Consider the following 26162-nt stretch of genomic DNA (forward strand, 5'->3'; position numbering starts at 1 on the left):
CCTGCCGCGTCAACCTCCCCCCCCCCTGCACGCGCACGGCGCGCGGGCGAGACGCCCGGCGCTACGCACTGAGGGCGCCCGGGGGCCATCCCTTCAAGTGCCGGCCTTCGCTTGACATTGCCATCCATGCGCACATCTTGAATGCACACCCTGCACACATTAGAATCGAACACATGAGCCCGGCCCGCAACAGCACGGCGCACCCCGGCGAGGTGCCGGCCGTCAAGCAGCAGGTGGTGGCGCTCGGCAACATGGCCGAGTCGCTGCTGGCTGCCACGCTGGTGGCGCTCCTGGACGGGGACGCCTCCGCCGTGGACAGACTGCGGGAGGAGGACTACCGGACGCACGAGCAGTGGATCGAGGTCGACAAGCTCTGCACGAAACTCCTCATGGCCGGGCCGCAGGACGGCGGGCAGGTGCGCTTCCTGTCGGCGGCCGTGAAGATCGCCGGGACCTTCAAGCGCATCGGCGACCAGGCCCTGCGGATCGCCGACGCCGTGCGCTCCGGCGACCCCGCCCGCATGAGCGCCGCCCGGGCGGCCTCCTCGGTGCCGCGCCTGGCGGAACTCGCCCAGGGCCTGCTGGGCGGCTGCATCGCGGCGCTGGTGGAGGGCGACCCCGACCGCGCAACGGAACTGCACGGGACGTTCCGATCGCTGTCCGCCCTGCATTCCCGGGCCGTGCACTCGCTCATGGACGGCGTGGGCAGCGGGCAGGTCGAGGCGGCGGCCGGCGCCGGACTGGCCGCCATCGCGCTGCGCCTCGAACACATCGGCCGGGAGTCCCTGGAGGGCGCCACACAGGTGCGGCACTTCTACCTGCGCAACCACGTCGCCGAGGGTTGTTGACGGCGCCGCTGGAGGCGCACGCCCCGTCGTGCCCGTCCAACGCGCCCCGGGGATGCCCACTCGGGCACAGGCGCTATCCGCCCAGCTCGCGCCTCGCAAACTCCACGGCCCGGCGGAAGACGCGCAGGCCCTCCCCTACCTCCTTGAGCCCCTCGCGCGGCCAGCGCGGGTCCTGCAACGGCAGGCAGTGGCGTTCCGGGTGCGGCATCATCCCGACGATGCGCCCCGTCGGATCGCAGATGCCGGCGATGTCGTCCATCGACCCGTTGGGGTTCCAGGGATAGCCGCCGGCCGCGCCCTGCGCATCGGTGTAGCGGCAGACGATCTGCCCGTTGCGCCGCAGTTCGTCCAGCACCTCGGGGCGTTCGACGACGAACTTCCCCTCGGCGTGGGCCACCGGCAGGTAGAGGCGCTCGCCCGCCTCGAAGAGCGCACACCGGCTCTCGGGCGCCGTCAGGTAGGTCCACCGGTCTTCGAACGTGTGGGAATCGTTGGACGTCAGCGTCGCCTGCCGCCGCCACCGCTCCAGCCCGGGCAGCAGGCCGGTCTTGACGAGCACCTGGAAGCCGTTGCAGACCCCGAGTACGAGCTTGCCGGCCTTCAGGAACCGCTCCAGCGGCTCGCGCAGACCGGCCAGCAGCTCGTTCGCCAGCACCTGCCCGGCGCCCAGGTCGTCGCCGTAGCTGAACCCGCCGGGGATGGTCAGGACGTGATGCCGATCCAGCTCGGACGGATCGGCCCGCAGGGCGTTGACGTGCAGGGAGGTCGTGCGGGCGCCGGCCAGTTGAAACGCGAACTCCGTCTCCCGGTCGCAGTTGGTCCCGGCCGTTCGCAGAATGAGCACGTTGACGGGCATCGGATGGGCCTCGGTTGGGGTCTGGCGGCACCGCGCCGCACGTCACGGCGACGGACGCCATTCTAATGCGCCCGGGGCCGTTTGCCAACCGCCGCCGGTCACGGCCCGCCGACGGGCCCCACCTCCCCGTCGCCGTCCGCATCCACCCAGAAGGGGTTGGTCACCGCGACGCCCGGCGGCCCATCGGCCGTCATGCAGTAGAGGGCCGGCAGGGGCCGGGAGCCGCAGACGCGCACGACGAACCAGGAGTCCCGCGGGGCGTCGAGTTCCAGCAACCGGTCGGCCCGCAGGGCGGCCCCCTCGGGCGCCTCCAGCGTCAGGGTCTCCACCACGTCGCCGTTGCGGTAGATGAGCACCGAGCCGGCATCCATCCAGGGCGGGGCGTAGACGCGGAGGGCCAGCCGAACCGGCCGTCCGCCGCCGTCCACGACGCTGCCGATGGGCCGTTCGTTCATCATGGCTTCGATGAAGGGGCCGTTGCTCACCACGGCGTTGGGCGCGGACTTCAGTGCCCGCAGTGCCCCGGCCAGATCGCCGGCGGTGGGCTCGCCGTCGCCCGCCGGGCAGTGCAGGAACGTGCGCGCCGTCCCGCACGACGCCCCGCCCAGGTCGCGTGCGCCCGATCCGCCGGTCAGCGCCACACGACGGCCGGCGTTCAGCAGCGCGAACCAGTGGGACAGCGTTCCCTCCACACGGGCGGGGCCGCAGTCGGTCCGGAGTTCCACCGCGTCGAACGGCGCCCCGAACACCTCCGGCACACGGCGCTGCCTGAGCGGATCGTAGCCGCTCAGCGCGAAGCAGCCCGCCTCCGCATCGAGCGGATCGTCCACCTGGATCACGGCGTCGGGAAGCGCCCGGCGCAGCCGCCGCACGACCTCCACGGCGTCCGCCACCGCCGCGATGCCGTGCAGGTCGGCCGGAAGGGGCGTGCCCGGCTCGATCGGGTAGGCGCTGAAGGCCCCCACACCGTCGATGGCGACCCGCAGCCCGCGGATCAGGCGGCCGTCCCCCGCAGGGGCGCCCGGGAGAGGGACGGCCGGCCACACGGGGTCCGAGACGACGCCGGCCGCCAGGTCCTCGCCCGCGTTGGCCGCGGCGCGTTCCTCCGCCCGCAGGGGGCTGTCCGGACTGGCGTCGGTGTGCTGGCGGCAGTCGACGCTCACGTAGTCGCCCGGGTCCACGGCGCGGTCGACCGTCAGGGCCACGGGCACCGTCTCCCCGCACGCTGCCTGCACCCGCTGTGCGCCGCATCGGAACAACGGCCCCCGCGACGACACCACCATGGCGGTCGCCGGGGCGTCGGGGCCGACCGGCAGAAGCGGCAGGACGACCGCCCCGGCGCAGAACCCGACCGCCGGCGTCCAGGCGCCCACCGGGAACGGCGGGAGCCGCAGCAGCGGGGCCTCCGGGTCCGAAGGCGGATAGGCGGCCGTGCGCACGGCGGCCGGGAAGGCGAAGCCGTCCTCCAGCACCCGGGTCTGCACCGACACGGCGGCCGGCGGGGCCATGCAGATCGACTGCACGTGGGTGGTGCCGGCCGCGACGGTGACCGCCACGTGGCCCTCGGGGGGCCGTCCCGGCCCCCAGAACGCCACGTCGTAGCGTCCGGCCGGCAGGTCCAGCCCGGCCCGCCCGGCGGAGTCCGCCAGCAGGATCACGGGCGAGCCCCCCCCGGCGGGGGTCACCAGCGCCTCTCCGTCGGCGACCGGCCGGCCGCTGTCGCGATCGGCGATCTGCACCACGAAGCGCGCCCGCGCCGATTCGGCAAACGGATGGGCGGCCTGCCAGATCTGTTCGGCCCCGCCGACGGCAGCCGTCAGGAGGCGCTCGCACGTGCGCACCTCGCCGGGCGCGACGTCCAGGCGGGCGTAGCGCAGCTCGGACCGGCCCGCGCGGTGAACGCCCTCGATGGGCAACGCGCCCTCCACGTGGAGCCCCCAGCAGAAGTCGTCGATCAGCCAGGCCATCCAGCGGGAGGAACTCGACCGACCGGCCGGCATCAGCCCGGCGTCGGGCAGGAACCGCAGCGTCCGCCCGTGGTAGAGCGCATCGCCGACCGAGAGCGAACCGATCATCCTCTGGCCGGTGTTCCGGACCCTCGTGACGATCCTCAGGGCCGGGCTGTCGGGCTCCAGCACGTAGGAGGTCGAGACGGCCAGGGCCTCCCACCCCGGCACGCGGCCCTCGGCGACCACCACGGCGGCCGCGTGCAGGTCGCCGGGCTCCTCGATGTGCACCGCCTCGTAGACGGGCCGGCGCGCTGCGCCCTCGCCGATGAGGGCAACGAGCAGCCGCATCCGGTCCTCGCCGCCCTGCACGGCGGCGTCGATGACGTTCCCGGCGATCCGCCGCAGGCCGTCCCGGTCGTCGGCCGCGATCACGAAGCGCGCCAATGCGTTCTGCAGCACGAAGTCGCCCGGGCGCCCCTCGGCCCCGGGCCCGGCCGGCAGCGGCGACCAGTCCCCCGCGCGAAACGCCCGGCTCGTGCCGGCCATCTCCAGGAGGGGAGGATACCGCGTGGCCGCGTCGACCAGGCCGGGGTCGTCCAGGTACGCGCACCCCGCGCAGACGGCAACCACGGTGCAGACGAGCAGCAGCCTCCGCGACATGGCGCCCTCCTCGGCCCCCCCCGCAGCGGGTCCGGCGTTTCCCCCGACGCCCTGAGGATAGCGGCCTGGACGCCGACAGTCAAGCCGGCAGTCCCTGCCGGTCCGCGCCGGTCCGTGTGTCCGTGCCGGTCCGTGTGTCCGTGCCGGTCCGTGTGTCCGTGCCGGTCCGTGTGTCCGTGCCGGTCCGTGTGTCCGTGTCAGTCCGTGTGTCCGTGTCAGTCCGTGTCAGTCCGTGTGTCCGTGTTGCACCTCCGGGGCCGCTCTGGTAAGGTGGCAGCCGTACCCTTCTCGATCCAGGAGACCCGACATGACACTCGCCGACGTGCTGGCCGGCGTCAAGAGGACCATCAAACGAGATGACATCCGGGGCGTGTATGGGCACACGCTCGACGCGGACTTCGCCTATGCGCTGGGCCTGGCGGTGGCGGAGACCCTGGCGGCGTCCACAGCCGTGAAGCCGGTCAACGTGGTCATCGGCCACGACATGCGCCTGAGCGGCCCTGTGCTGGCCGCCTCCCTGGGGACCGGCCTCGAGGACGGCGGCTGCCGCCCCATCCACATGGGCCGCGCCGGCACGGAGTTGGTCGGCTTCCTGCCGGCCCGGTACGGCGACCTCATCGACGGCGGCGTCATGGTGACCGCCTCTCACAATCCCAAGGAGTACAACGGCTTCAAGCTCTACGGGCGCAGCGGCCTGACGCTGGCGCTGGCGGCGGCGACTCCGCCTCCCGCCCCCGCCGACCCGATCTCGCGCCTCGCCGCCGGCATCCGCAAGCGGCGCGTTCCGGACCGGCTGCGGTGGGACGAGTTCGCGCCGGACTACGTGCGCACCGTCCTGGAGCGGGCGGGCTGCGACCTGAACGCCGCCGGCACGCGTGCGCCGCTGCGCGTCGCCGTGGAGGCGGGCAACGGCATGGGCGGTCCCATCATGCAGGAGGTGGCCGCGGTGGCCCCGCAGTTCGAATGGACGTTCTCGAACGAGGTGCCCGACGGCAGCTTCCCCATCATCGTGCCCAACCCGCTCCAGGAGCGCTATCAGAGGATGCTCAGCGACCTGGTCGTCCGCACCGGCAGCGACGTGGGCTTCTGCCTCGACGGGGACGCCGACCGCCTGGCCGTCTGCGACGAACGCGGCCGGCCCCTGCCGCCGCCGATGGTCACGACGCTGATCGGCCGCCGGCTGCGCCGCCACCTCGGGGAGGAGGCGCGCATCGCGTTCAACCTGGCCACCAGTTGGGTCGTGCCGGACACGCTGGGCGACCGCCGCAACGTGCTCGGCGACTCCGGCACGCTGATGACGCCCGTCGGCTACGGCAAGATCAAACCGATCATGCACGCCGACCCGCGCATCGCGTTCGGCGCCGAGCACAGCGCGCATTACGTGTTCCGCGACTTCTGGTGCTCCGACAGCGGAATGATGGCCTGCGTGCTCATGCTCGAGACCGTCACCGACCTGCGCGCGGAAGGCACGCCGCTGTCGGCCGCGCTGGAGGGGTTCCGGAGCCGCTACCATGAGTCGGGCGAGATCAACTTCCAGCTCCCGGCGGACCGCCCCGGCGACGAGGTGATCGCACAGGCGGTGCGGCGGTTCCGCGACCGCGTGCGGCGGCTCTACGTGGTTGTGGACGACCGCGTACGCATGGTGGACGCCTACCCGCCCGACGGCGTAGAGCTGAGCGTCTCGGACGTCCGCGCCGAGGCGGACGACTGGTGGTTCTGCCTGCGTAAGAGCGGGACCGAAGCCGGCGCGGGCGACATCCTGAGGCTCTACGTGGAGGCCGACGGCGAGCCCGCCCTCATGGAGCAGATGCGCGACGCGCTGATCGAGCTGATCGGGCCGGAACTGCGCATGGCGTAGCGTCCGGCGCAGGGGCCGGCGTCCCGCATCCCGGAGAGACCCCATGGCCCTCAGACACCTGCCGGGGATCCTGAAACGCCTTCTCGGCGGGCCCGACGCCCCGCCCGACCCGCGGGCCGCGCTCGGACGTCGCGGGGAGCAGGCCGCCGCGCGCCTGCTCCGGCGCACGGGCTATCGCATCCTGGAGCGCAACTTCCGCACGCCTCGCGGCGAGATCGACCTGGTCGCCTTCCGCCGCGGCACGCTCGTGTTCGTCGAGGTCCGCTCGCAGACGCAGCCGGCCCCGTTCGACCCGATCTACACGATCACGCCGCAGAAGCAGGCACGCGTCGTGCGCGCGGCGCACGCCTACCTGGCCGGGCACGCAGGGCGGCACCCGGACACCGCCCTGCGGTTCGACGTCGTGACGGTCCTGTTCGCGCCGGACGGCGCCCGGCAGGAGATACGCCACGTCGAGGGCGCCTTCGAGGCCCGCATCCCCCGGCGCAGGTCCTCGTAGACGCAGGCCCGCTCGCAGCGGATGGCGCGCTGCAGCCCGTCGTCCCGGCCCTGCGCTCGCGGTCCGCAACGGGCTGCGGTGCGGTTTCGCTTGACGGACGAGTCTGCCGGCGTACGCTACATGGCACGCGCGCACACTGCCGCGCAACGCATTCGCAGGAGGCCCGGCAACGGCCGGAAGGGATCGGGAGGACAGCGACGATGGGATTTCGTTTCTTTCGCCGGGTGAAGATCGCCCCGGGTGTGCGGCTGAACATCGGCAAGACGGGCGTCACGCCCTCGTTCGGAGTGCGCGGCGCGCGTGTCACGCTGGGCCGCAAGGGCGCCCGGGCGACCGTGGGCCTGCCGGGCACGGGCCTGTCGTACACCCGGGTCTTCGGGACGAAACGCGCTCAGCGGTCCCGGCAGGCCCCCAAGGCGTCGCCGGCGCCGCAGCCGGAGAACAAACTCGACCTGAACTTCTTCCAGCGGCTGACCACGCCCAGGTCGGAGCGGGCGTTCGTCGACGGCTGCAAGGCGTATGTCGCCGGCGACGTCGACAAGGCCTCGGCGGAACTGCGCAGTGCGACGCACCTGGCCGACGCCTCGTTCCTGGCCGGTTTCCTGGCGATGCAGGCGGACCGCCTGGAGGAGGCCGCTGAGCACCTGCAGCGGGCGGAGACGCAGCACGCCTCGCTCGGCCGCCACTTCGAGAAGTACGGCCTGCAGATGGAGCTGGCGCTGTCGATCACCGAGTTCCTGGTCGCACACGTCCGGCCGTGCAGGCGCGGCGTCCTGCTGGGCCTCGCCGAGGTCTACCAGGCGCAGGACCGGGTGGAGGACGCCCTGGCCTGCCTCCAGCGGCTCCGGCGGGAGGCGCCGGAGGACGTCGTGGTCAGGGCATCGGTGGTCGAACTCATGCTGGAGGGCGCGCCCGGCGACAAGCGGCGGGCCCGGCAGGTCCTGGAGATCGCCGGCACCGTGGACAACGAGTCGTCCGCCCACGCCGCGCTGATGCTCTACAAGGCCCAGGCCCTGCGCACGCTGGGTCTGCACGCGGCCGCACGCGACCAGCTCACGGCCGCCGGCCGCAGGAGGAAGGACCGGGACGACGAGCTGCTGCGCGCCATCCGCTACGAGCGGGCGTGCGTCTACGAGGACCTGGGCCAGGCGGCCCAGGCCCGCCGGGAGTTCGAGAAGCTCTACGCCGAGGATCCGTCTCTGGAGGACGTCGCCGAACGCCTCGGCCTCTGACGCCCCCCCCACACACGGGTAGCCCCGCGCGTCCTCGCCCGTCGTGTCGTCCTGAGCGCCACTCAGGCGGCGCGAAGGACCTCGCCGCTGCCGGTGTGGCACAGCCGCTCTCGCCTGTGCATTCTTGCCTGCACGCAGGCCGTTCAGCCTCGGACCAACAGCCGAGGGCGGCCTGTCCACGCTCCCTCAGCGGGCTGAAAGGAGGCGGGAGCAGGCTCCGGGAGGATCCGCCCTGTGTCGGCTGCCTTCGTGAACTACCATGAAGCAGTGAGGGATCAAGCTACGGGGAGGTCAAAACGATGCGATGCTCCGGGGCCTGGCAGTACGTGCCGCAGGATGCCCTGTCGATCCTGACCATCCGACGGCAGGACGGTCTGCGGCTGGACCTGGAGGTGCGCGGGATCGCTCCCGAGGACCTGGTGGCGCCGCTTCAGACCCTACGCGATGCGTTCCTCTTCGTTCTGTGAGAGGTCCGGTCCCAGCATCGGCAGCCCCGGCTTGCGCACGCGCACGTGCAGGAAGTAGGCCACGACCTGCGCGTCCTGCACGGCGGGGCACCGCTCGACGACCTCGTCGCTCGGACGCGGCTCCTCCACGCGCTCCGGAACGAAGCCGGCGTCGATCAGCATGTTGAGCCACTGGCTCAGCGTTCGATGAAACACCGGCGTTTCGAAGTCCGGGATCCCCTTCTTCTCCTCGGCAGGCGCGGCCTGGAAGAGCCACCGGCTCACGCTACCCTCCAGGTTTCGAAAGTAGTCCCCCACCTCGATCGCGTAGGTCCTTCCGGCCTCGTCCCTCAGGTTGCGTCGGTGCGGCGTGTCGAAACACGGGTGCGTGATCGAGAACTGGAGGAAGCCGCCGGGCTTCAGGACCCGGAACGCCTCGGCCAGCGCCTTGTCCGTCTCGGGGACGTCCATCAGGCTGACGGTGGCGGCGGCGAAGTCGAACGCCTCGGCCGGGAACGGCAGTTCAAGGGCACTGGCCAGATGGTAGTCGATGCCCAGCGGCTCGGCTTCCTCCGCCTCCCGAGCATGCTGAATGAACCTCTCGGCGATGTCGATCGCGGTCATGCGGGCGCCGCGCTTCGCCATCAGGCGCGTGTTGTGGCCCTCGCCGCATCCGATGTCCAGGCCCACCAGGCCCGTGACGTCCGGCAACATCGCCATGAACGCCGGGGTGTTGAACTGGTCCCGGTAGACGTCCCAGCCGGCGCGCGCCAGGCGGGTCCAGCCGTCCGCGTTGCGGTTCCAGTATCGCCCGACCTCCCGATCGTCCATCGCCCTCTCCCGTTCACTCGGTCAGGAGGGGGCGGTCCTGCTCGTCGGCGATGCGCGCGATGAAGCCCCACGTGCCCTTCAGGTTCACGCACTTGACGACCAGCTTGTTCCAGCCCTTGCGCAGGCAGATGCCGTCGATCTGGTCGTCGTCCTGGATGATGGACCGGCTGCGTTCCGCCCAGGTGTGGATGAGCTGCCCGTTCAGCCAGACCTTCAGGTAGTCGTCCCCGCCCATGTAGAGGGTGTAGCCGGCCAGGTCCAGGTCGCTGTAGACGTGCGCAATCGCGTAGCCGACGGCGTAATCGGCGCGGCCGTAGACGGAGACCAGGTCGATGGTCTGGGGGAAGCGGCAGCCGGCCGGCGGCATGAACGGGCGCCACGTCAGCCCGAAGGCATCGGTGCCCGGCTCGCCCGCCACGAGGTCCGCCTCGCCACCCTCCACGAACCCGGCGTCGTCGATCACCGCCTGATGCTCCTCTCCCGCGTACTGCTCCCGCTCGAACGGCATGGGAGCCAGCAGCATCCACGTGCGCAGGTAGACGTCCGGGGGAAGCAGGTACGGAGGCTCCTGCAGGGGCTTGCCCAGGCGGTTCGGCGCCAGGATCTGGTCCTCGACGGCGGGCCCGGGCGTCATCTGCACCCGCGAGACGTGGACGCCGCGCTTGCCGGCGCCGCGGACGGCCGGCTCCAGGCCGCTCGCCTCCGGCCGCGAGTAGACGGAGCCGACCTCGTCGATCAACTGCAGGAAGCGGCGCCGGTTCTGTTCGCTCACGGGCGACCAGGCCGTCATCACCATGCCCCGGCATCCGGTCTGCAGGGCCAGGCGCTTCCACTGGTCCACGTCCTCGGCGCGCCGGCCCGGCGCAATCCAGGTCTCCAGGCCCTTCGCACGCAGATCGCGGACGCGCTGCGCGGCGCGCGGCTTCAGCGGCGTGTAGTCCCACACCACGTGCGTGATGTCGCCGGGGCACTCGTCCTCGGCGGCCAGGGTCTTCTCGACGCAGGCGAACATGCCGGCCGACAGATGCACGGTGTCGTTCCACATCACGGTCTGCAGGCCGCGCTCGGCCAGGCCCGCGTGCAGGGCGTTGACCGCCGCCACGTACTGCTCCGGCGTGCGGAGGAAGTCCTCGTCCATGCCGATGAAGAAGCGTTTCTCAGGCTGCAGGGCCTCGCGGACCTCGTCGATGAGTTCGAAGGCCCTGGCCCGGTAGGTCGCGTCGTCCGGCGGCTCATGGTGCGGGCGGAACCAGTAGTTGTGGTCGTGCCGCGGCGCCGCACTCTTGGAGAAGTTGAGCTTCGGCACCACCTCCATGCCGGCATCGCGCGCGGCGCCGGCCAGCGTCTGCACCGCGCTCATCGGCACCGAGTAATGGCGCTTCAGCTCGGGGAAGCCGCCGTAGGCGACCCCGTCCGCAAGGTCGATGATCAGCATGTTGAAGCCCGCTTCGCCGAGCGCCTTCACCACTTCGAGCCCGACCTTCAGGTCGAAGGGCCGCTCCTGCTCCTTCCGGTCGAACCACGCGGGGTCGTAGTGCGTGATGTGAATCAGATAGGCGCGAACGTCGATGCTCCTGCGATCAGCCATCGTCCTCTCCTCTTGAGCCGCGTGGCGGCCGCCCGGCCGGCCGCCCAACTCCGGGCGCGCAACAGGCCGCCGCGGCCCCCAACATACCATGGACGCGGCGCCTTCGCCACGTCGCAATGACATCGCCGCCGCAAATACCGCGTCCCGTGGCGCCGGGCGGGCACGGACGAGCCATGCCTGGAGGCGGGCGCGCGTGTTGACGGGCGCGGGGGCCGGCGGTAGACTGGCCCCATCATGATGGTGAAAGTGAAGATCTGCGGCATCACCAGCGCCACCGATGCGCTCATGGCCGCTGCGGCCGGAGCGGACGCGATCGGCTTCAACTTCTTCCCCGGCGGTCCCCGCTACATCGCCCCGCGCGACGTGGTGCCCATCCGCATGTCGCTGCCCCCGTTCCTGACGACCGTCGGCGTGTTCGTGGATGCGGAGGTCGACGCCGTGCGCCGGACCATGGAGGAGTGCGGGCTGGACTACGCCCAGCTCCACGGGCACGAGACCCCCGGCAAGGTCGGGCGTCTGCAGGACCTGCGCCTCATCAAAGCCATCCACCTGCGGAGCGAGGACGACCTGAGAATGCTGGAGAAGTACCCGGTCGCCGCCTACCTGCTGGACGCGTTCGTCCAGGGCGTGCCCGGGGGGACGGGCCGCGTCGTCGACTGGGACCTGGCCCGCACGGCCGCCAGCCGCGCCAAGGTGGTCCTGGCCGGCGGCCTGACGCCGGCCAACGTGGCGCTGGCGGTGGAGGCGGCCCGGCCGTTCGCCGTCGACGTGGCCAGCGGCGTCGAGGAGGCGCCCGGCGTGAAGTCCCGCCGGCTGGTGTCCGAGTTCATCCTCGCTGCCAAGAGCGTGGTGCTGTGAGCCCCGTCCCTGCCGACCGGATCGCCCGCGTTCGACAGACGCTCCGTCTGGCCGCCTGCGTCCTGCTGTCGGCCGCAGCGCTGGGCGCCGCGCCGGACGACGGCCTGTTGGCAGCGGCCGAACGCCTTCAGTCCCTGGCACCCGGGATCGCCGCCCAGACCGACCGGCTCGTGCGCGAGTGCCCCGACCTCTACGCCCTGGCCATGCTGAAGATCGAGAAGGCCCGGATCGCCATGTCCCGCCCCGGGCCATCCGCCGCCGCCCATCGCGAAGCGCACGGCTACCTGGCCGAGGCGCTGGCGCTCTGGGAGCCGCTGCTGGCCGGGGAACGCCCCGAGCTGCCCCCGCACGGCCTGGTCGAACGCGCCTACTTCGCCGAGAACGACCTCTCGGCTCAGCCCTACGTCGTGTTCGCCCCCGAGGGCTACGACGGCAGCGAGCCATACGGGCTGTTCGTCTTCCTTCACGGCTACTCGCCCGGCCTGGACAAGGCCAACTGGGTGGACCTGATGTACTCCCCGGCCAAGGAGACGCTGGCGCGCGAGACGCGCTGCCTGGTGATGCTGCCCTTCGCGCGCGGCAACACGGACTTCCAGGGGGCCGGCGAGGACGACGTGCTGCGGGCCATCGGCGAGGTCAAGCGCAACTACAACGTCGACGAAGACCGCGTGTTCCTCAGCGGCATCTCCATGGGCGGCATGGGAGTCTGGACGATCGGCGCGCACAATCCGCACCTGTTCGCCGCGCTGATCCCCATCGCGAGCCGCGGGGACTTCTACATGTGGAAGGGCATCGAGCGCGGCAGCCTGCCCGCCTGGAAGGCCAGGCTGGCCGACGGCGAGTTCGGCGCGGAACTGCTGCCCAACTTCACGCACCTGCCCTGCGTGATCGTGCACGGCACCGACGACTGGGTGATGCCCATGCGGCAGTCCGAGCGCATGCACGCGCTGCTGGAGGCCGCCGGCGTGCAGTCCACGCTGGTGAAGGTCGAAGGGGCCACGCACTACACCTGGGCCGACCTGCTGTTGGCCCCCGAGGTGATCGAATGCCTCAAGGGCGCCCGCCGCCGCGCCGACCCGCGCAGGGTCGCCTTTCGCACCTTCACCCTCAAGCATGCACGCGCCTACTGGGCCGAGGTGACGGCCATCGAGGACTGGAGCCGCCCCGCCGAAGTGGAGTGCGAGCTGGACGCCGCCGGCCAGGCGCTGAACGTCCGCACCGGCAACGTGGCCGGCCTGCGCCTGCAGCCGCCGGCGCCTCAGCGCGCCGCCCACGGACGCATGGACGTGACCTGGAACGGGCAGAAGGTCCAGCCGCGCCTCGCACAGGACGGCCGCATCGAACTCGGCGCCCCGACCGGTGGGGAGCAGAAGCGCCCGGGACTGTGCGGCCCGATCCGCGAGGCCTACGCCGCGCCGTTCCGGATCGTCCTGCCCGCCGACCCGGAGGCGCCCGCGCACGCGGCGGCGCTGCAGACGGCCCGGGACTGGCTGTACTTCGCGCAGGACCCGCCGCCGCTTGTCCCTGCCGGCGCGGTCACCGACGAGATGATGGGTGAGTGCAACCTGGTCCTGTTCGGTCCGCCGGAGGAGAACGAACTGGTGGCCCGCATCGCCCCCCACCTGCCGATCGGGCTGGGCGAGGGGCGCTACCTGATCGACGGCCGCTCCTACGACGCAGCGCACTACGGGCTGTGCGTCGTCCACCCGAACCCCCTGGCCCCGGAGCGCCTGGTGGTCATCCACGTCGGCCCGGCGTGGGGCAGCGGGCTGGCACCCAACCACAAGTACGACATGCTGCCGGACTTCGTGGTCTTCACGCCCGAGACGGACCGCGACGGCACGGACTCCAACCGCGCCGTCTGCGCCGGCTTCTTCGACCAGCACTGGCGGGTCAGCGCGTCCTCCACCTGGCACGCCCCGGAGCCGTAGCCCCCCGGCTCAGTGCGCCACGCCCTGGAAACGCGACTCGCGGATGACGGTCACCACGATCTCGCCCGGGTACTGCAGCTCGTCCTCGATCTCGTGGGCGATGTCCTGCGAGAGGCGCGCGGCCGACTGGTCGGTGACCTTCTTGGCGTCGACCAGGATCCGCACCTCGCGCCCCGCCTGGATGGCGAACGCGCGCTGCACGCCGCCGTGCTGGGTCGCCAGGTTCTCCAGCCGCTCCAGCCGCTTGATGTAGCGTTCCAGGGTCTCGCGCCGCGCCCCCGGCCGGCTGGCACTGATGGCGTCGGCGGCCATCACCAGGCCCGCGTAGAGCGACTGCGGCGCCTCCTCCTCGTGGTGGGCGGCGATGGCGTTGACGACGACGTTCGACTCCTTGCGGCGCTTGGCCTCCTCGGCGCCCAGGGCGGCGTGCGAGCCTTCGTGGTGCTGGTCCATGGCCTTGCCGATGTCGTGCAGCAGGCCGCACCGGCGGGCAAGGGTCACGTCCAGGCTCAGTTCGGCCGCCATCAGCCCGGCCAGCTCGCAAACCTGCCGGGAATGGTCCAGCACGTTCTGGCCGAAGCTGGTGCGGAACCGCAGCCGGCCCAGCAGACGCTTGAGGGGCTCGGCGATGTTCGCCACGTCCAGTTCGTAGCAGACCTCCTCGCCGGTCTCGTTGATGATCCGCTCCACGTCCGCCTGGGCCTGGGTCACCACCTCCTCGATGCGCCCCGGATGGATGCGACCGTCGGCCACCAGCCGCTGCATGGCCAGACGCGCGGCCTCGCGCCGGACGCTGTCGAAGCTGCTCAGGACGACCACGCCCGGGGTATCGTCCACGATCACGTCCACGCCGACCGCCTTCTCGAAGGAGCGGATGTTCCGCCCCTCGCGGCCGATGATGCGCCCCTTGATGTCGTCGCTGGGCAGTTCGACGGTGCAGACGGTGGCCTCGCCGGTCGTCTCCGCCGCGCAACGCTCGATCGCCTCGACGACGACGCGCTGCGCCTCGGCCTTGGCCTTGCGCTGGGCTCGCCCGATCAGGTCGTTGACCATGTCGGTGGCTTCGCTCTCCACCTCCTTCTGGAGGCTCTCGAGCAGGATGCGCTTGGCCTCCTCGGCCGACAGGCGGCTGATCCGGTGCAACTCCTCCCGCATCTGCTCTTCCTGGCGGCGGAGCTTCTCCTCCAGCTCGGTCAGCTCGCGGCGCTTCTCGGCCACGTTCTTCTCGCCCGTCTCCAGGAACTTCTCCTTCTTGCCCAGGAGCAGTTCCTTCTCGTCAAGCCCGTCCTCGCGCTTGTCCAGGCGCCGTTCGGTCTGGCGCAGCTCGTTGCGGGTCTGTCGGACCTCGCCCTCGAACTCCTCGCGGCGCTGCACGATCTCCTGGCGCGCCTCCAGCTCCATCTCGTGCCGGATCCGCTCGGCGTCCGCGTGGGCGTCCTCCAGGATCCGCGCACGCACCTGCAAGGCGCCCTTCTCGGCCAGCTTGCTCACGAAGTGACAGATCAGGTAGCCGGCGACGGCTGCCCCCGCAAGACCCGCAATCATGGCCTGAATTTGGATTTCCGCAAACACTGCTCCCTCCGGCTCCCGTTCGGGAGGCCCCAGATCCGATCCGACCGGAGGGACGCCGCCGGCAGACACGCGGAGGAAAACATGCTGCGACAACGGTACCGGACGGCACCCTCACCGCAGCGCGGAAAGAACCGGAAGAGACCGACCCAACAGGCAGGCGCACGCACCCACACCGGGCGCACACGCTGCCCGTCGCAACGCTGCAATCCTCTCGCCTGAACCCAACTGCCCCACAACCGCAGGGTGGGGAAGCACCGCACACGCCAACCGCCTGTGCTCGACACGGCCTGACGCCACGTCGTGCAAGCCAGCCACGGTGCCCTCCCGCGATGACCCGGCGCGAACAGTCCACATCATCCAGGGAACGCAAGCCGCCTGACCTACGGCGGCGAAATTGCAGCAAGAGTCGGTAAGGCCCTCCGGTCCCACGACCCGTCGCCTTCCTGCCGACGGACGGCCTGACGGCTCCGCCCGCCTGCCGACTCCACGCCCATCCGAAGCAGACCAGACCTGCTCTATGCTATCGCTGCAGCCGGCGTCCCGCCTCTCCAGACGGCGGGGCCCCGAAACCGCGCCGCCGACTGAGCCAAAGCTCGCGAGACGCCCGAGCAGCGGACCATTCTGTTCCGTTCCGTCCCTGGCTCAGCCGGTCCCGGCGTACAGCGGGAACCCGCCTGAACAGCGATTATCGTGCATGGCCGGCGGCATGTCAAGACGGCAGGAGCGCTCCTTGCGCGGCAACGCCTCAGAAGGGCGGCAGAGGCCCGCCGGAGCCCCTGGCGGGGAAAAAGAAAAAGCCGCCCGTCGGGGCGGCGCGGGCGGCGCGGGCGGCGTGGGGGCCGGCGATCGACGCCGCCGGCCCCCGGGCCGGTACATGAAAATGCCCGGCGACGACCTACTTTCTCGGTCCACAAGGGGCCAATATCATCGGCGCGGGAGGCTTAACGACCGTGTTCGGGATGGGAACGGGTGTGGCCCTTCCGCTATGATCACCGGGCAATGCGAAGTCGTGAACAGGATTGGTCAGTGGCTCGTCACACGAACGTCGAGAAAGGCACTGCCGAATATGTGTCTGCCGTTCGGCAGATTAGTACCGGTCAGCTGAGTGCCTTTATGTATACGCACTTACACCTCCGGCCTATCAACCTCGTAGTCTTCAAGGTGCCTTATTCCCTCAAGGGGACCGGATGGTTCATCTTGGAGACAGCTTCCCGCTTAGAAGCTTTCAGCGGTTATCCTTTACGAACATAGCTACCCAGCGATGCCCTTAGCAGGACAACTGGCGCACCAGAGGTTCGCTCACCCCAATCCTCTCGTACTAGGGGCAACACTCCTCAACCATCCAACGCCCACGGCAGATAGGGACCGACCTGGCTCACGCCGGTCTAAACCCAGCTCGCGTACCGCTTTAATCCGTGAACTCCGGAACCCTTGGGACCTTCTACAGCCCCAGGATGCGATGGGCCGACATCGAGGTGCCAAACCTCCCCGTCGCTATGTTCGCTTGGGAGAGATCAGCCTGTTATCCCCGGGGTACCTTTTATCCGTTGAGCAACGGCCCTTCCACACAGAACCGCTGGATCACTAAGCCCTGCTTTCGCATCTGCTTGACGCGTAGGTCTCGCAGTTAAGCTCTCTTATGCCCTTACACTCGACGTGCGATTGCCGACCGCACTGAGAGAACCTTTGGGCTCCTCCGTTACTCTTTGGCAGGAGACCGCCCCAGCCAAACTGCCCACAAAGCAGTGTCCTCCGCCCGGCTTCACGGGTCGGAGTTAGGATTCTAACAAAACAAGGGTGGTATTCCACTGGTGGCTCCGCCCCTCCTGGCGAAGGGACTTCACAGCCTCCCACCTATTCTACACATGCCCTGCCAAAACCCACTGCCATGCTGCAGTAAAGGTCCCGGGGTCTTCCCGTCTTGCCGCGGGAACGTGGCGTCTGCACCACGACCACAATTTCGCCGAGTCCGTCGTTGAGACAGTGCCCAAGTCGTTACGCGATTCATGCACGTCGCCAGTTAGGCGACAAGGAATTTCGCTACCTTAGGACTCTCATAGTTAGAGCCGCCATTCACCATAGCTTTGGTCGAGAGCTTCTCCCGCCGAAGCGGAATAACCCCCTTCCTTGACTTTATGGCATCGAGCACGCGTCAGTCTGTATACGTAGGCTTGCGCCTTGGCACAGACCTGTGTTTTTAGTAAACAGTCGCCCGGGCCTCTTCGCTGCGGCCCCCCGAGCGGCACTTCTAAGAAGATGCCGGCTCGGGAGGCGGTCCATATCCCTAAGTTACGGACCGTTTTTGCCGAGTTCCTTAACGACGGTTCTCTCGAGCGCCTGAGGATACTCTCCTCACCCACCAGTGTTGGTTATCGGTACGGGCGCAAGTAGCCCCTGCCTGGCGCTTTTCTCGGCGATCTGCTCGGCCACATTCGGGCAAAGCCCGTCTGACCATGTCTGATTGATCGTGCAGCTCTGCAAGACCGCGTCGACCAGGCAGCTGTCGCGACTACCAGCGGTGCAGGAATATTAACCTGCTGTCCATCGGCTACGCCTTTCGACCTCGCCTTAGGTCCCGACTAACCCTGGGAGGAATTCCCTTGCCCAGGAAACCTTGGGTTTGCGGCGAGGGAGCTTCTCACTCCCTTTCACGCTACTCATGCCGGCATTCTCACCTGTATGCGGTCCAGCGCTCCTTGCGGTACACCTTCAACCCTGCATACAGCGCTCTCCTACCGCCCTGCGTGCACCCGTGGGCACACACAAGACCCGTAGCGTCGGCAGTACGCTTGAGTCCCGTTGATTTTCGGCGCAGAGAAGCTCGACCAGTAAGGAGTTACCCACTTTTCAAATGATGGCTCCTTCTAAGCCAACATCCTGGCTGTCTTCGCTTCCCCACTTCCTTGGATACACTTAGCGTACTTCAGGGGCCTTAGCTGACGGTCTGGGCTGTTTCCCTCTTGACCACGAGGCTTATCCCCCGTAGTCTGACTCCCCTGCTCTAAGACGACGGTATTCGGAGTTTGATTCGAGTGGGTAGCCTGGTGGGCCCCCGAATCGATTCAGTGCTCTACCCCCGCCGTCGAACACAGGAGGCTAGCCCTAAAGCTATTTCGGAGAGAACGAGATATCCCCGGGTTTGATTAGCCTTTTACTCCTATCCACAGCTCATCGCCCAATTTTGCATCATTGGTGCGTTCGGACCTCCACGACCTGTTACGGTCGCTTCATCCTGGCCATGGATAGATCACCCGACTTCGCGTCTAGGCCGTGCTACCTGGTCGCGCTATTCACACTCGGTTTCCCTGCGGCTCCGTGCCTGAGGCACTTAACCTGCGCAACACAGCCTAACTCGCCGGCTCATTCTCCAAAAGGCACGCCGTCACACGGGAGTGCGGCATTCGCCGCCTCCACAGTGCTCCGACTGCTTGTAGGTGCAGGGTTTCAGTACTTTTCACTTCCCTCGACGGGATGCTTTTCATCAACGTGCTCGCGCCGCTTCTTTGCTATCGGTCGCCAACGAGTACTTAGCCTTGGGAGGTGGTCCTCCCCGCTTCACGCCGGGTTCCACGTGTCCGACGCTACTCGGGTACCATCTGGCCGCACGGTGGCTTTTTCCGTTACAGGGCTTTCACCTTCTCTGGCCGGGCTTTCCAGTCCCGTTCGCGTAAAGCTGCCGTCCGGCTTTGTCGATGGCCCCACAACCCCCCCCGCGCCCGAAAGCACGGAGGGTTTGGGCTGATCCCCGTTCGCTCGCCGCTACTGAGGGAGTCGCTGTTGCTTTCTCTTCCTGGGGTTACTGAGATGTTTCACTTCGCCCCGTTCGCCTCCCGGCCCTATAACCCACCCGAAGGCGGGCCTTCAGACAGGGATGATGCCGCTTCCACGGCATCGGGTTGCCCCATTGGGAAATCCCGGGATCTAAGCCTGTTCGGCGGCTCCTCCGGGCTTATCGCAGCCTACCACGTCCTTCATCGCCTGTTGGCGCCAAGACATCCACCCTACACCCTTGTTAGCATGACACTCGACAGTGCCGTTCTCGGCGTTCGTGGTGACATCCACCACTGACGCCAATCCTATTCACTTTTCAAAGAGCGCAGCAGCCCGACGATCCGACGGGCCGCTCCATTCGTGTCTCTCGAAGGCGACTGCGCCGCGCACCGGAGCCCCTCGGCCCCGCACTCGACATTGCTGGTGGAGATGACCGGGATCGAACCGGCAACCTCCGGCTTGCAAAGCCGGCGCTCTCCCAGTTGAGCTACATCCCCGCGCGCGCACCGCACGTCCTCCAATGCGGTGCCTCTGGGTCGCCCTGGTGGGCCTAAGTGGACTTGAACCACTGACCTCGCCCTTATCAGGGGCGCGCTCTGGCCAACTGAGCTATAGGCCCGCATGTATAGAGAGGGAGACGGAGTCGGCGGGCGAAGCCGCCGGAAAGCCTGGTGAGTTCGACGCCGCAAGCCCAAAGGCGTTCGGGCCGAGACGATGTCTTCTGTAAGGCCTTTCCCCGTTGCCCGGACGCAGGAACGCGTCCTTTGATGGGGCAGCGGGCGGACAGTGATGTCCTTAGAAAGGAGGTGATCCAGCCGCAGGTTCTCCTACGGCTACCTTGTTACGACTTAATCCCAGTTGCCGGTTTCACGGTGGGCGCGACCCCCCCACCCGAAGGCAGGTTAGGTCCACGACTTCGCGTGCCCCCAGCTCCCATGATTTGACGGGCGGTGTGTACAACCCTCGGGCACATATTCACCGCGGCGTGGCTGATCCGCGATTACTAGCGATTCCTACATTCACGGGGGCGAATTGCAGCCCCCGATCCGTACTGGGACCGGTTTTTAGAGCTTCGCTTCACCTTGCGGCTTCGCTTCCCTTTGTACCGGCCATTGTAGCATGCGTCCAGCCCAGGACATAAGGGCCATGAGGACTTGACGTCATCCCCGCCTTCCTCCGGTTTGACGCCGGCGGTCTCCATAGAGTCCTCGGCATGACCCGTTAGCAACTATGGACAGGGGTTTCGCTCGTTATAGGACTTAACCCAACATCTCACGACACGAGCTGACGACAGCCATGCAGCACCTGTGCAAGCTCCCAGGAAACCTGGGTCCTCGCCCTTTCGGGTCCGTACCACTTGCATGTCAAGCCCTGGTAAGGTTCCTCGCGTTGCCTCGAATTAAGGCGCGTGCTCCACCGCTTGTGCGAGGGCCCGTCAATTACTTTGAGTTTTAGCCTTGCGGCCGTACTACCCAGGCGGGGCACTTAACGCGTTAGCTCCGGCAGTGAAGTTGCCCCCACTACCAAGTGCCCATCGTTTACGGCCAGGACTACCGGGGTATCTAATCCCGTTTGCTCCCCTGGCTTTCGCACCTCAGCGTCAGCAACGGCCCAGAGAATCGCTTTCGCCACCGGCGTTCCTCCTGATATCTACGCATATCACCGCTCCACCAGGAGTTCCACTCTCCCCTACCGTGCTCCAGTCTGGCAGTTTTGGACGTCCCCGCCCGGTTGAGCCGGACGATTCCACACCCAACTTGCCCGACCGCCTACGCGCGCTTTACGCCCAGTAATTCCGAACAACGCTCGCCATGTCCGTGTTACCGCGGCTGCTGGCACGGACTTAGCCATGGCTTCCTTTGGGGCCTTCGTCAACCGCATGCCTTTCAGCACACGGACTTCTTAACCCCTGACAGGAGTTTACAACCCGAAGGCATTCTTCCTCCACGCAGCGTCGCTGCATCAGGCTTGCGCCCATTGTGCAATATTCCTCACTGCAGCGCCCCGTAGGGCTCTGGGCAGTGTCTCAGTCCCAGTGTGGCCGGCCACGCTCTCACGCCGGCTACCCGTCGTCGCCTTGGTGGGCCGTTACCCCGCCAACAAGCTGATAGGACGCGGGCACCTCTCCGGGCAACCGAAGGGACAAGTCCCAACGGCCTTTGAACACAACGGCTACCTGCTTACGAGTAAGAAGGTGCCATCGCATCGTCATGCGGTATTAGCGGCGCTTTCGCCGAAGGGTCCGCTCAAGGCGGACCGCCGTTATCCCACTCCCGGAGGTAGCTGACCCACGCGTTACTCACCCTTCCGCCGCTTTACTCCCCCGCCGAAGCGGAGTTTCTCGCTCGACTTGCATGTGTAAGGCACGCTGCCAGCGTTCGTTCTGAGCCAGTATCATACCCTTCGAGAGGTTTCTACTCCTTACCTCGTGCGTGCTCGCAAGCGATCACGCATAGGGTTCGTCCCGACTCTCCCGTCCGTTCGGTCTTACAACATCGAGCCGCAGGCTTCAGGCGGCTTCGCTTGCCGCCTCCGTCTCCGGTCTGTCAAAGAGCATACGTCTCGAATCTACTTCTGTATTCTACCGCCTCGCCCGCCGTCCGTCAAGCGCGCTCGACGTCTTTCAACACGGAGTCCGCCGCGTCGAAGGAGTCGAGGGACGCCCCGCGCACGAGACGCCCGCGCCCGAAACGCCTCGGGCAAGGACCTGAAGGCACCGACGTGACATCCGTTCGGCGTCTTCATGCTGCTCAGTATATGCGCGCCGCCCGGCCGTGTCAAGCGCCCGCAAAGAAAACTCCCGTTTTCTCCCGAACACCCCCCCGGCGCGCCGAGTCCGGCCCCGCACAGCACCCGGATCCGGGCGCCGCCGGGCCGTCTCGCCGTCCGGGCCGGCCGTTCCGACTGCTTGTCAATGAACGGCATTGTATCCGGTCCCCCCCCCTTGCGCCAGTGAATCGGAGGAATCCCGCGGCACGCCGCGCCAACGACGCCCCGCCCCGCCCCTTCGCTGGGCAGGCACGGCCGTTTCGCCCGCCCTGGCGGGCACGCGCCCGGCCGTGCAGGTTCCCGCCGGACGGCGCGGCCCTGCGTGCACGCGTCGCCCCCTTTGATGGCGCCGGGCCGAATATCAGGGATTCCCTCATCGTATCTACCGTGATTCCCGTCTTGTGGCGCCACGGGCGTCCCGTTACCTTATGCACGCTGCCCGGATGAAGGCCGGGCCGACCGTGAGAACGGCTGGGCGACTGAACAAACCAGCCCGGTGCCCCACTAACTGGGCAAGCTCGCAGGATGCGCCGGAGATGCGCGGGCGGAGGCATCTTCTCACGGGGGCGCGTGGCGCGGAACGTCATTTGCGTTGCTGCGTCGTGCCACCACGGAGGGAAGTGGACAATGAAGAGAACGAAGAGGGACAACGTGAGCAAGAAAGCGATTGAGCGGAGCCTCCAGGACCTCGAGAAGCGTCTGAAGGACGAACTCCACCAACACCTGGGCAAGCTCCGGAACGTCTCCGGCGGCCAACCGTCGGAGCTTCTGGACATCGTGGCCGAGGGGGAGCTGGACTTCATGTCGGCCCGCTCGGCCGAGGCCGGCTCGACCACCATCGCGGAGGTCCGGCTGGCCTTGGAGAAGCTCCGTCAGGGCACATACGGCGTCTGCGACGACTGCGGACGGCAGATCGCGCCCCGGCGCCTCAAGGCCAGGCCGTTCGCCACGCTCTGCCTGTCCTGCAAGGAACAGCAGGAGCGCATGGGATACAGCTCTCACGCGACCGCGGTGCCCGTGCGCACGGGCGCCGTCGCCGTAAGCCTCACGGGCGAGGACCTGCACGAGAGCGAGGAAGGCGGCTCGGACCTGCTGCGCGACATCGAGGACCTCGAGGTCAACGAGATGTTCTGACCGCAGCAACGCTCACCCCGGGGGCGCACGTCCGTGCGCCCCCGTTTTTTCTTTCGGGGCACCCGCCGCCTGCCAGAACGGCCCGTCACCTGCCGTTCTGGCCGCCCTCCCGTCCGGCAGCGCGACATGCCTGCGGGAGAGGACGCCGGCCGAACGTAACCCATTGCGCGCCAGAGTAACCGCCCGGGTTACGCCCGGCACCCGCAATCCCGCACGGCCCGCAGAAAGCAGGCGGCCGGGCGGAACCACTCGGTCCCGCCCGGCCGCTGATCGGCGATGGTGACCCCACGGGGAATCGAACCCCGGTTGTCGGATCGAAAATCCGGTGTCCTCTCCGCTGGACGATGGGGCCATGGGATACGGCGCGACCGCGCCGCATGAGGGCATTATACCATCCCGCCCGCCCGGTTCAAACGCAAAGCCCCCCCGCCGGGCACCCCTGCCGAGGGCAGGCGGCGCGCGGCACACCCGTGAGCAGCCCGCTCACCTCCACTTCCAGCAACTGCCGGCTCCCGTCCTGCAGAAGGCCCACCCGACGGCCCACCTCCACGCGCACCCGGCGCTCCGCCGTGCCGAAGCGCTCTGCGCGAGCGAGCACCAGGTCCACCACGCGGCGGCGGGCCATCCGTTCGGCCTCGTCCAGCCGCCCGAATTCGTGCCGTCCTTCGGACTCGTGCACCACGTAGGTGCCCTCCGGACCGGGACGTACGCGCACGGTCTCGCGCACGATGACCCGGCTGACGGCCGCCCCGACGGCGCCGGCCACCTCGGCATGCTCCGGGACACGCGGCGTCGTGCCCAGGCGCCGGCACGCGCCGGGCAGGAAGGCCCCCACCGGCGCCCCGATGCCGATCACGGGCCGGCGCTGCTCCCAGCGGAGCCGGAACGCTTCGCTCCCCCCCGATTCGCCGAGCCCGCCCAGGACCGCCTCGGCCGCCTCGATCGCCCCGGCCTCGTGCCCGGCGTCGCTCAGTTCGCACCGCACGACGGCCAGCGCGAGCCGGCGTTCGGCCTCCCGGCGGATCCGTTCGGCCGCCTCCACCGCCGACACGCCCATGAGCGCCCCGAAGGCCTCCAGTCCCCGCCGCGCGCACTCCTCGTCATACGCCCGGTAGACGCCCAGGACGTGCAGCGCGTCGGTGGGCGTCACACCCGCGCGGCGCACCAGGCCCGCGCGCTCCAGGCGGGCCGTCCGGAGGAGTTCCGGCGCCGTGAGCGCGCAGGCGGCGGCCAGATCCTCCCGACTGCGCGGGCGCTCGGCCAGGCGCGCAACGATCGCCTCCTCCTGCGCGTCCAGCCGATGCCCCTGCGCCGAACCGGCCAGGACGTAGAACTCGGGCAGGCCCGTCCGGCCGGCGGCATCAAGCGCGCCGGACCCGGCCAGCAACTCGGCGGCCACCTGCGGCCACTGCGCGCCCAGGCTGCACAGCGGCACGACGCGCTCGGGCCCCAGCCGCACGCGCCCGCCCGCGGCGGGCCGCACGGCGCTGTCGCCGCCCAGCCCCGCCGTCCGGATGTCGGCGGCGGCCACGCTCGTGCGCTGCCCGCCGACGCGCGCTCCCTCGGCGCTCAGGCGCAGGATGCCGTCGGACAGCGCGGCGACGTCGGTCGTGGTGCCGCCCATGTCGAGCACCAGCGCGTCGGTGCTCCCGGTCAGGAAGCGCGCCCCGGCGGCGCTGGCCGCCGGCCCGCTCAGCACCGTTTCGATGGCGCGCTCGCGGGCGGCATCGGCGCCCATCACGCCACCGTCTCCGCGCACGACGAACAGCGGCCCGCCGATCCCCGCCTCCCTCAGCACGGCGCGGGCGGACGCGATCAGGCCGTCGATCACCGGCAGCAGGCGGGCGTTCAGGACGGCCGTACGGGCGCGCGCCGCGAAGTCCAGGCGGTCCGACAGCTCATGGCCGCACACGACGGGCAGGGGGAAGCGCGCGCGCAGGAGGCGTTTGACCTGCTGCTCGTGCAGGGGGTTGCGCACGGCCGCGTAGCCGCTGACGGCGAACGCCGCCGCGCCCCGCTCCACAAGTTCCTCGGCCGCACCGAGCACCTCGGCCTCGTCCACGGCCTGCTCGGGCTCGCCGTGGATGTTCATCCGGGCCCCCAGGCAGCGCACCAGTGGTGCGCGCACCATCTGTGGGTGCACGCGCTCGGCGTGCCCCTCGTGGTACGGCATCAGCAGCAGACCCACGGGCCACCCGCGCTCCTCGACGATGGCGTTCGTGGCCAGCGTGGTGGAGAGGCAGGTGTAGCCGACGCGCCGGCGGTGGCCGGGGTCCAGGGCCGCCAGCGCGTTGCGTATGCCGATCGTGGGGTCATCGTGCGTCGTGGGCGCCTTCGCCGTGCCGAGGATGCGGCCGGTGGCGAACTCCATGAGCGCGACGTCCGTGAACGTGCCGCCGGCGTCGATCCCGAGCCCGACCTCCGCCTCCGGCTCCCCGGCCGGCGCATCGCCCTCCCAGAACGTGCCCGTCGCGGCCGCCGGCCCGGCCGGGTCGGCCGGCCCGGCCGGGTCGGACGCGCCCGCCTCCCGTGCAAGCGGCACGGCCGCCAGGACGCGCTCGTCGTTCGTGGCGACGGTCAGGCTCCCCGGCGGGGCGACGAGGAAGCGTTCCTCGTCCCATTCGCCCCCCGCAAGGGCCTCCAGGAGCGCCAGACTGCCCTCCAGGCGCTCGTAATCCCAGCCGGCCGCGCTCGCCACGGCGCGCGTCGCCTGCTCCTGCTCGTCGGTCACGAATCCGTGGTCGATCAGCGCCGCCCGCCGGTAGTTGCGCCGCCAACTCTCCAGGAACTCGACGATGTACCGTGCGTTGTCCTCCCCGTGCCGCTCCCTGAACTCCGCGAAGTGCGGGTGCCGCGTCGGGTCAAACCGCCGCGCGGCCGCCATGCGCACGTGGTCCGGGTGGGCCTTGTAGCGGTGCCAGCCGGTGGTGAAGTAGAACGTGCCCGGATGCCGCGTGAACTGCTCGGCGTATGCGCGCGCGCTCCCAAGGAAGAGCGAGATGCAGTCGTGCACGCGGGGGATGACCAGCGGCACCCCGCGCGCGATCAGCCCGGCCGTCCCGCGCCCACAGAGCCCGTAGCCCAGGCAGACGGCATCGCAGCCGCCGCGCGCGGCGCGGTCGATCGCCTCCTGCGCCTGCAGCCGCAGCCGGTCGGGCGCCGCGTGCAGCCCCGCGTCGAGCAGGACCAGCTTGATGTCGTGGGGCGAACGTGCGGCGACGGCGTGCAGTTCGTCCTCGAGGACGCCGCACGCGATGACCTGCAACCGGAGGGGTTTCATCATTGTGGAAATGCATTCACGAAGAGTGGAAGAGCATCTGCAGAGGTCCATAATATGCCCGATTCCCGCGCTCGACAAGG

Annotated in this window: 14 protein-coding genes, 3 tRNA genes and 3 rRNA genes; 8 read left to right on the plus strand and 12 right to left on the minus strand. The window is 69.2% G+C overall.

The genetic code is table 11. The annotated features are described in order from the left end of the window. The first annotated feature begins 173 nt into the window (after positions 1-173). A complete protein-coding gene (locus GXY85_08165) occupies positions 174-848 on the plus strand; it encodes a PhoU domain-containing protein (GenBank protein ID NLW50802.1) in 675 nt (224 codons plus the stop codon). Between the two features lie 73 nt (positions 849-921). On the opposite strand, the gene purQ is transcribed toward GXY85_08165, so the two are convergent. Together purQ and GXY85_08175 are read right to left on the minus strand one after the other, a co-directional pair. After that, positions 922-1704, minus strand: coding sequence for a phosphoribosylformylglycinamidine synthase I (purQ, locus tag GXY85_08170; GenBank protein NLW50803.1), 783 nt, complete (start codon positions 1702-1704; stop codon positions 922-924). A 98-nt stretch (positions 1705-1802) separates the two neighbouring features. Continuing rightward, entirely contained in the window at positions 1803-4313 is a 2511-nt protein-coding gene (locus GXY85_08175; protein ID NLW50804.1) for a hypothetical protein, read from the minus strand. A gap of 307 nt (positions 4314-4620) precedes the next feature. On the opposite strand from GXY85_08175, the gene GXY85_08180 reads away from it, so the two are divergent. From GXY85_08180 to GXY85_08195, 4 genes are all read left to right on the plus strand, one after another. Beyond that, positions 4621-6171, plus strand: coding sequence for a hypothetical protein (locus GXY85_08180; protein NLW50805.1), 1551 nt, complete (start codon positions 4621-4623; stop codon positions 6169-6171). 43 nt (positions 6172-6214) lie between these two features. Then, positions 6215-6670 (plus strand): YraN family protein, encoded by a 456-nt coding sequence (locus GXY85_08185; protein ID NLW50806.1) that lies wholly within the window; start codon positions 6215-6217, stop codon positions 6668-6670. A gap of 200 nt (positions 6671-6870) precedes the next feature. Continuing rightward, entirely contained in the window at positions 6871-7902 is a 1032-nt protein-coding gene (locus GXY85_08190) for a DUF4236 domain-containing protein (GenBank protein NLW50807.1), read from the plus strand. 299 nt (positions 7903-8201) lie between these two features. Further along, positions 8202-8369, plus strand: a complete 168-nt coding sequence (locus tag GXY85_08195) for a hypothetical protein (GenBank protein NLW50808.1) — start codon at positions 8202-8204, stop codon at positions 8367-8369. On the opposite strand, the gene GXY85_08200 is transcribed toward GXY85_08195, so the two are convergent. Beyond that, on the minus strand, positions 8340-9179 hold the full coding sequence (locus GXY85_08200) for a methyltransferase domain-containing protein (protein ID NLW50809.1): 840 nt from the start codon (positions 9177-9179) through the stop codon (positions 8340-8342). The genes GXY85_08195 and GXY85_08200 overlap by 30 nt on opposite strands. 13 nt (positions 9180-9192) lie before the next feature. Continuing rightward, entirely contained in the window at positions 9193-10767 is a 1575-nt protein-coding gene (locus GXY85_08205; GenBank protein ID NLW50810.1) for a hypothetical protein, read from the minus strand. 237 nt (positions 10768-11004) lie between these two features. Between GXY85_08205 and GXY85_08210 the strand changes: the two genes are divergently transcribed. Then, positions 11005-11625, plus strand: a complete 621-nt coding sequence (locus GXY85_08210; protein NLW50811.1) for a phosphoribosylanthranilate isomerase — start codon at positions 11005-11007, stop codon at positions 11623-11625. After that, the gene (locus GXY85_08215; protein ID NLW50812.1) at positions 11622-13556 is read left to right on the plus strand and encodes a prolyl oligopeptidase family serine peptidase; all 1935 of its coding nucleotides are present in this window, start codon (positions 11622-11624) and stop codon (positions 13554-13556) included. Before GXY85_08210 ends, GXY85_08215 begins: the two co-directional genes overlap by 4 nt. 9 nt (positions 13557-13565) lie before the next feature. Here the strand turns inward: GXY85_08215 and rny are convergent, their stop codons facing one another. The 6 genes from rny to GXY85_08245 all read right to left on the minus strand — a co-directional run bounded on the left by rny (position 13566) and on the right by GXY85_08245 (position 21305). Next, positions 13566-15101: a ribonuclease Y gene (gene rny, locus GXY85_08220; GenBank protein NLW50813.1), complete on the minus strand. Its 1536-nt coding sequence runs from the start codon at positions 15099-15101 to the stop codon at positions 13566-13568. 909 nt (positions 15102-16010) lie between these two features. Then, a 5S ribosomal RNA gene (gene rrf / locus GXY85_08225) occupies positions 16011-16125 on the minus strand. 77 nt (positions 16126-16202) lie between these two features. Continuing rightward, positions 16203-19150: ribosomal RNA gene (locus tag GXY85_08230) — 23S ribosomal RNA — on the minus strand. Positions 19151-19320: 170 nt separating this feature from the next. After that, positions 19321-19396 (minus strand) — tRNA-Ala (locus tag GXY85_08235). Between the two features lie 45 nt (positions 19397-19441). Beyond that, positions 19442-19518: transfer RNA gene (locus GXY85_08240), tRNA-Ile, on the minus strand. 173 nt (positions 19519-19691) lie between these two features. Then, positions 19692-21305 (minus strand): 16S ribosomal RNA (locus GXY85_08245). The 16S, 23S and 5S rRNA genes sit together here with 2 tRNA genes alongside, the layout of an rRNA operon. A gap of 990 nt (positions 21306-22295) precedes the next feature. On the opposite strand from GXY85_08245, the gene GXY85_08250 reads away from it, so the two are divergent. After that, positions 22296-22802, plus strand: a complete 507-nt coding sequence (locus GXY85_08250) for a TraR/DksA family transcriptional regulator (protein NLW50814.1) — start codon at positions 22296-22298, stop codon at positions 22800-22802. Between the two features lie 277 nt (positions 22803-23079). Here the strand turns inward: GXY85_08250 and GXY85_08255 are convergent. Next, a tRNA-Glu gene (locus tag GXY85_08255) sits at positions 23080-23154 on the minus strand. Between the two features lie 57 nt (positions 23155-23211). Further along, positions 23212-26085: a DUF1638 domain-containing protein gene (locus GXY85_08260; GenBank protein NLW50815.1), complete on the minus strand. Its 2874-nt coding sequence runs from the start codon at positions 26083-26085 to the stop codon at positions 23212-23214. Positions 26086-26162: the final 77 nt, after the last annotated feature.

The sequence above is a fragment of the Candidatus Brocadiaceae bacterium genome, from assembly GCA_012728835.1.
In the GTDB taxonomy this organism is placed as follows: domain Bacteria; phylum Planctomycetota; class Brocadiia; order SM23-32; family SM23-32; genus JAAYEJ01.

Bases quoted from the DNA above. Each gene is read 5' to 3' on its own strand.
- GXY85_08180 (NLW50805.1), top strand. From the start codon at position 4,621: ATGACACTCGCCGACGTGCTGGCCGGCGTCAAGAGGACCATCAAACGA.
- GXY85_08260 (NLW50815.1), bottom strand. From the start codon at position 26,085: ATGATGAAACCCCTCCGGTTGCAGGTCATCGCGTGCGGCGTCCTCGAG.
- GXY85_08200 (NLW50809.1), bottom strand. From the start codon at position 9,179: ATGGACGATCGGGAGGTCGGGCGATACTGGAACCGCAACGCGGACGGC.
- GXY85_08165 (NLW50802.1), top strand. From the start codon at position 174: ATGAGCCCGGCCCGCAACAGCACGGCGCACCCCGGCGAGGTGCCGGCC.
- GXY85_08175 (NLW50804.1), bottom strand. From the start codon at position 4,313: ATGTCGCGGAGGCTGCTGCTCGTCTGCACCGTGGTTGCCGTCTGCGCG.
- rny (NLW50813.1), bottom strand. From the start codon at position 15,101: ATGATTGCGGGTCTTGCGGGGGCAGCCGTCGCCGGCTACCTGATCTGT.
- GXY85_08250 (NLW50814.1), top strand. From the start codon at position 22,296: ATGAAGAGAACGAAGAGGGACAACGTGAGCAAGAAAGCGATTGAGCGG.
- GXY85_08185 (NLW50806.1), top strand. From the start codon at position 6,215: ATGGCCCTCAGACACCTGCCGGGGATCCTGAAACGCCTTCTCGGCGGG.
- GXY85_08210 (NLW50811.1), top strand. From the start codon at position 11,005: ATGGTGAAAGTGAAGATCTGCGGCATCACCAGCGCCACCGATGCGCTC.
- GXY85_08190 (NLW50807.1), top strand. From the start codon at position 6,871: ATGGGATTTCGTTTCTTTCGCCGGGTGAAGATCGCCCCGGGTGTGCGG.
- purQ (NLW50803.1), bottom strand. From the start codon at position 1,704: ATGCCCGTCAACGTGCTCATTCTGCGAACGGCCGGGACCAACTGCGAC.
- GXY85_08195 (NLW50808.1), top strand. From the start codon at position 8,202: ATGCGATGCTCCGGGGCCTGGCAGTACGTGCCGCAGGATGCCCTGTCG.
- GXY85_08205 (NLW50810.1), bottom strand. From the start codon at position 10,767: ATGGCTGATCGCAGGAGCATCGACGTTCGCGCCTATCTGATTCACATC.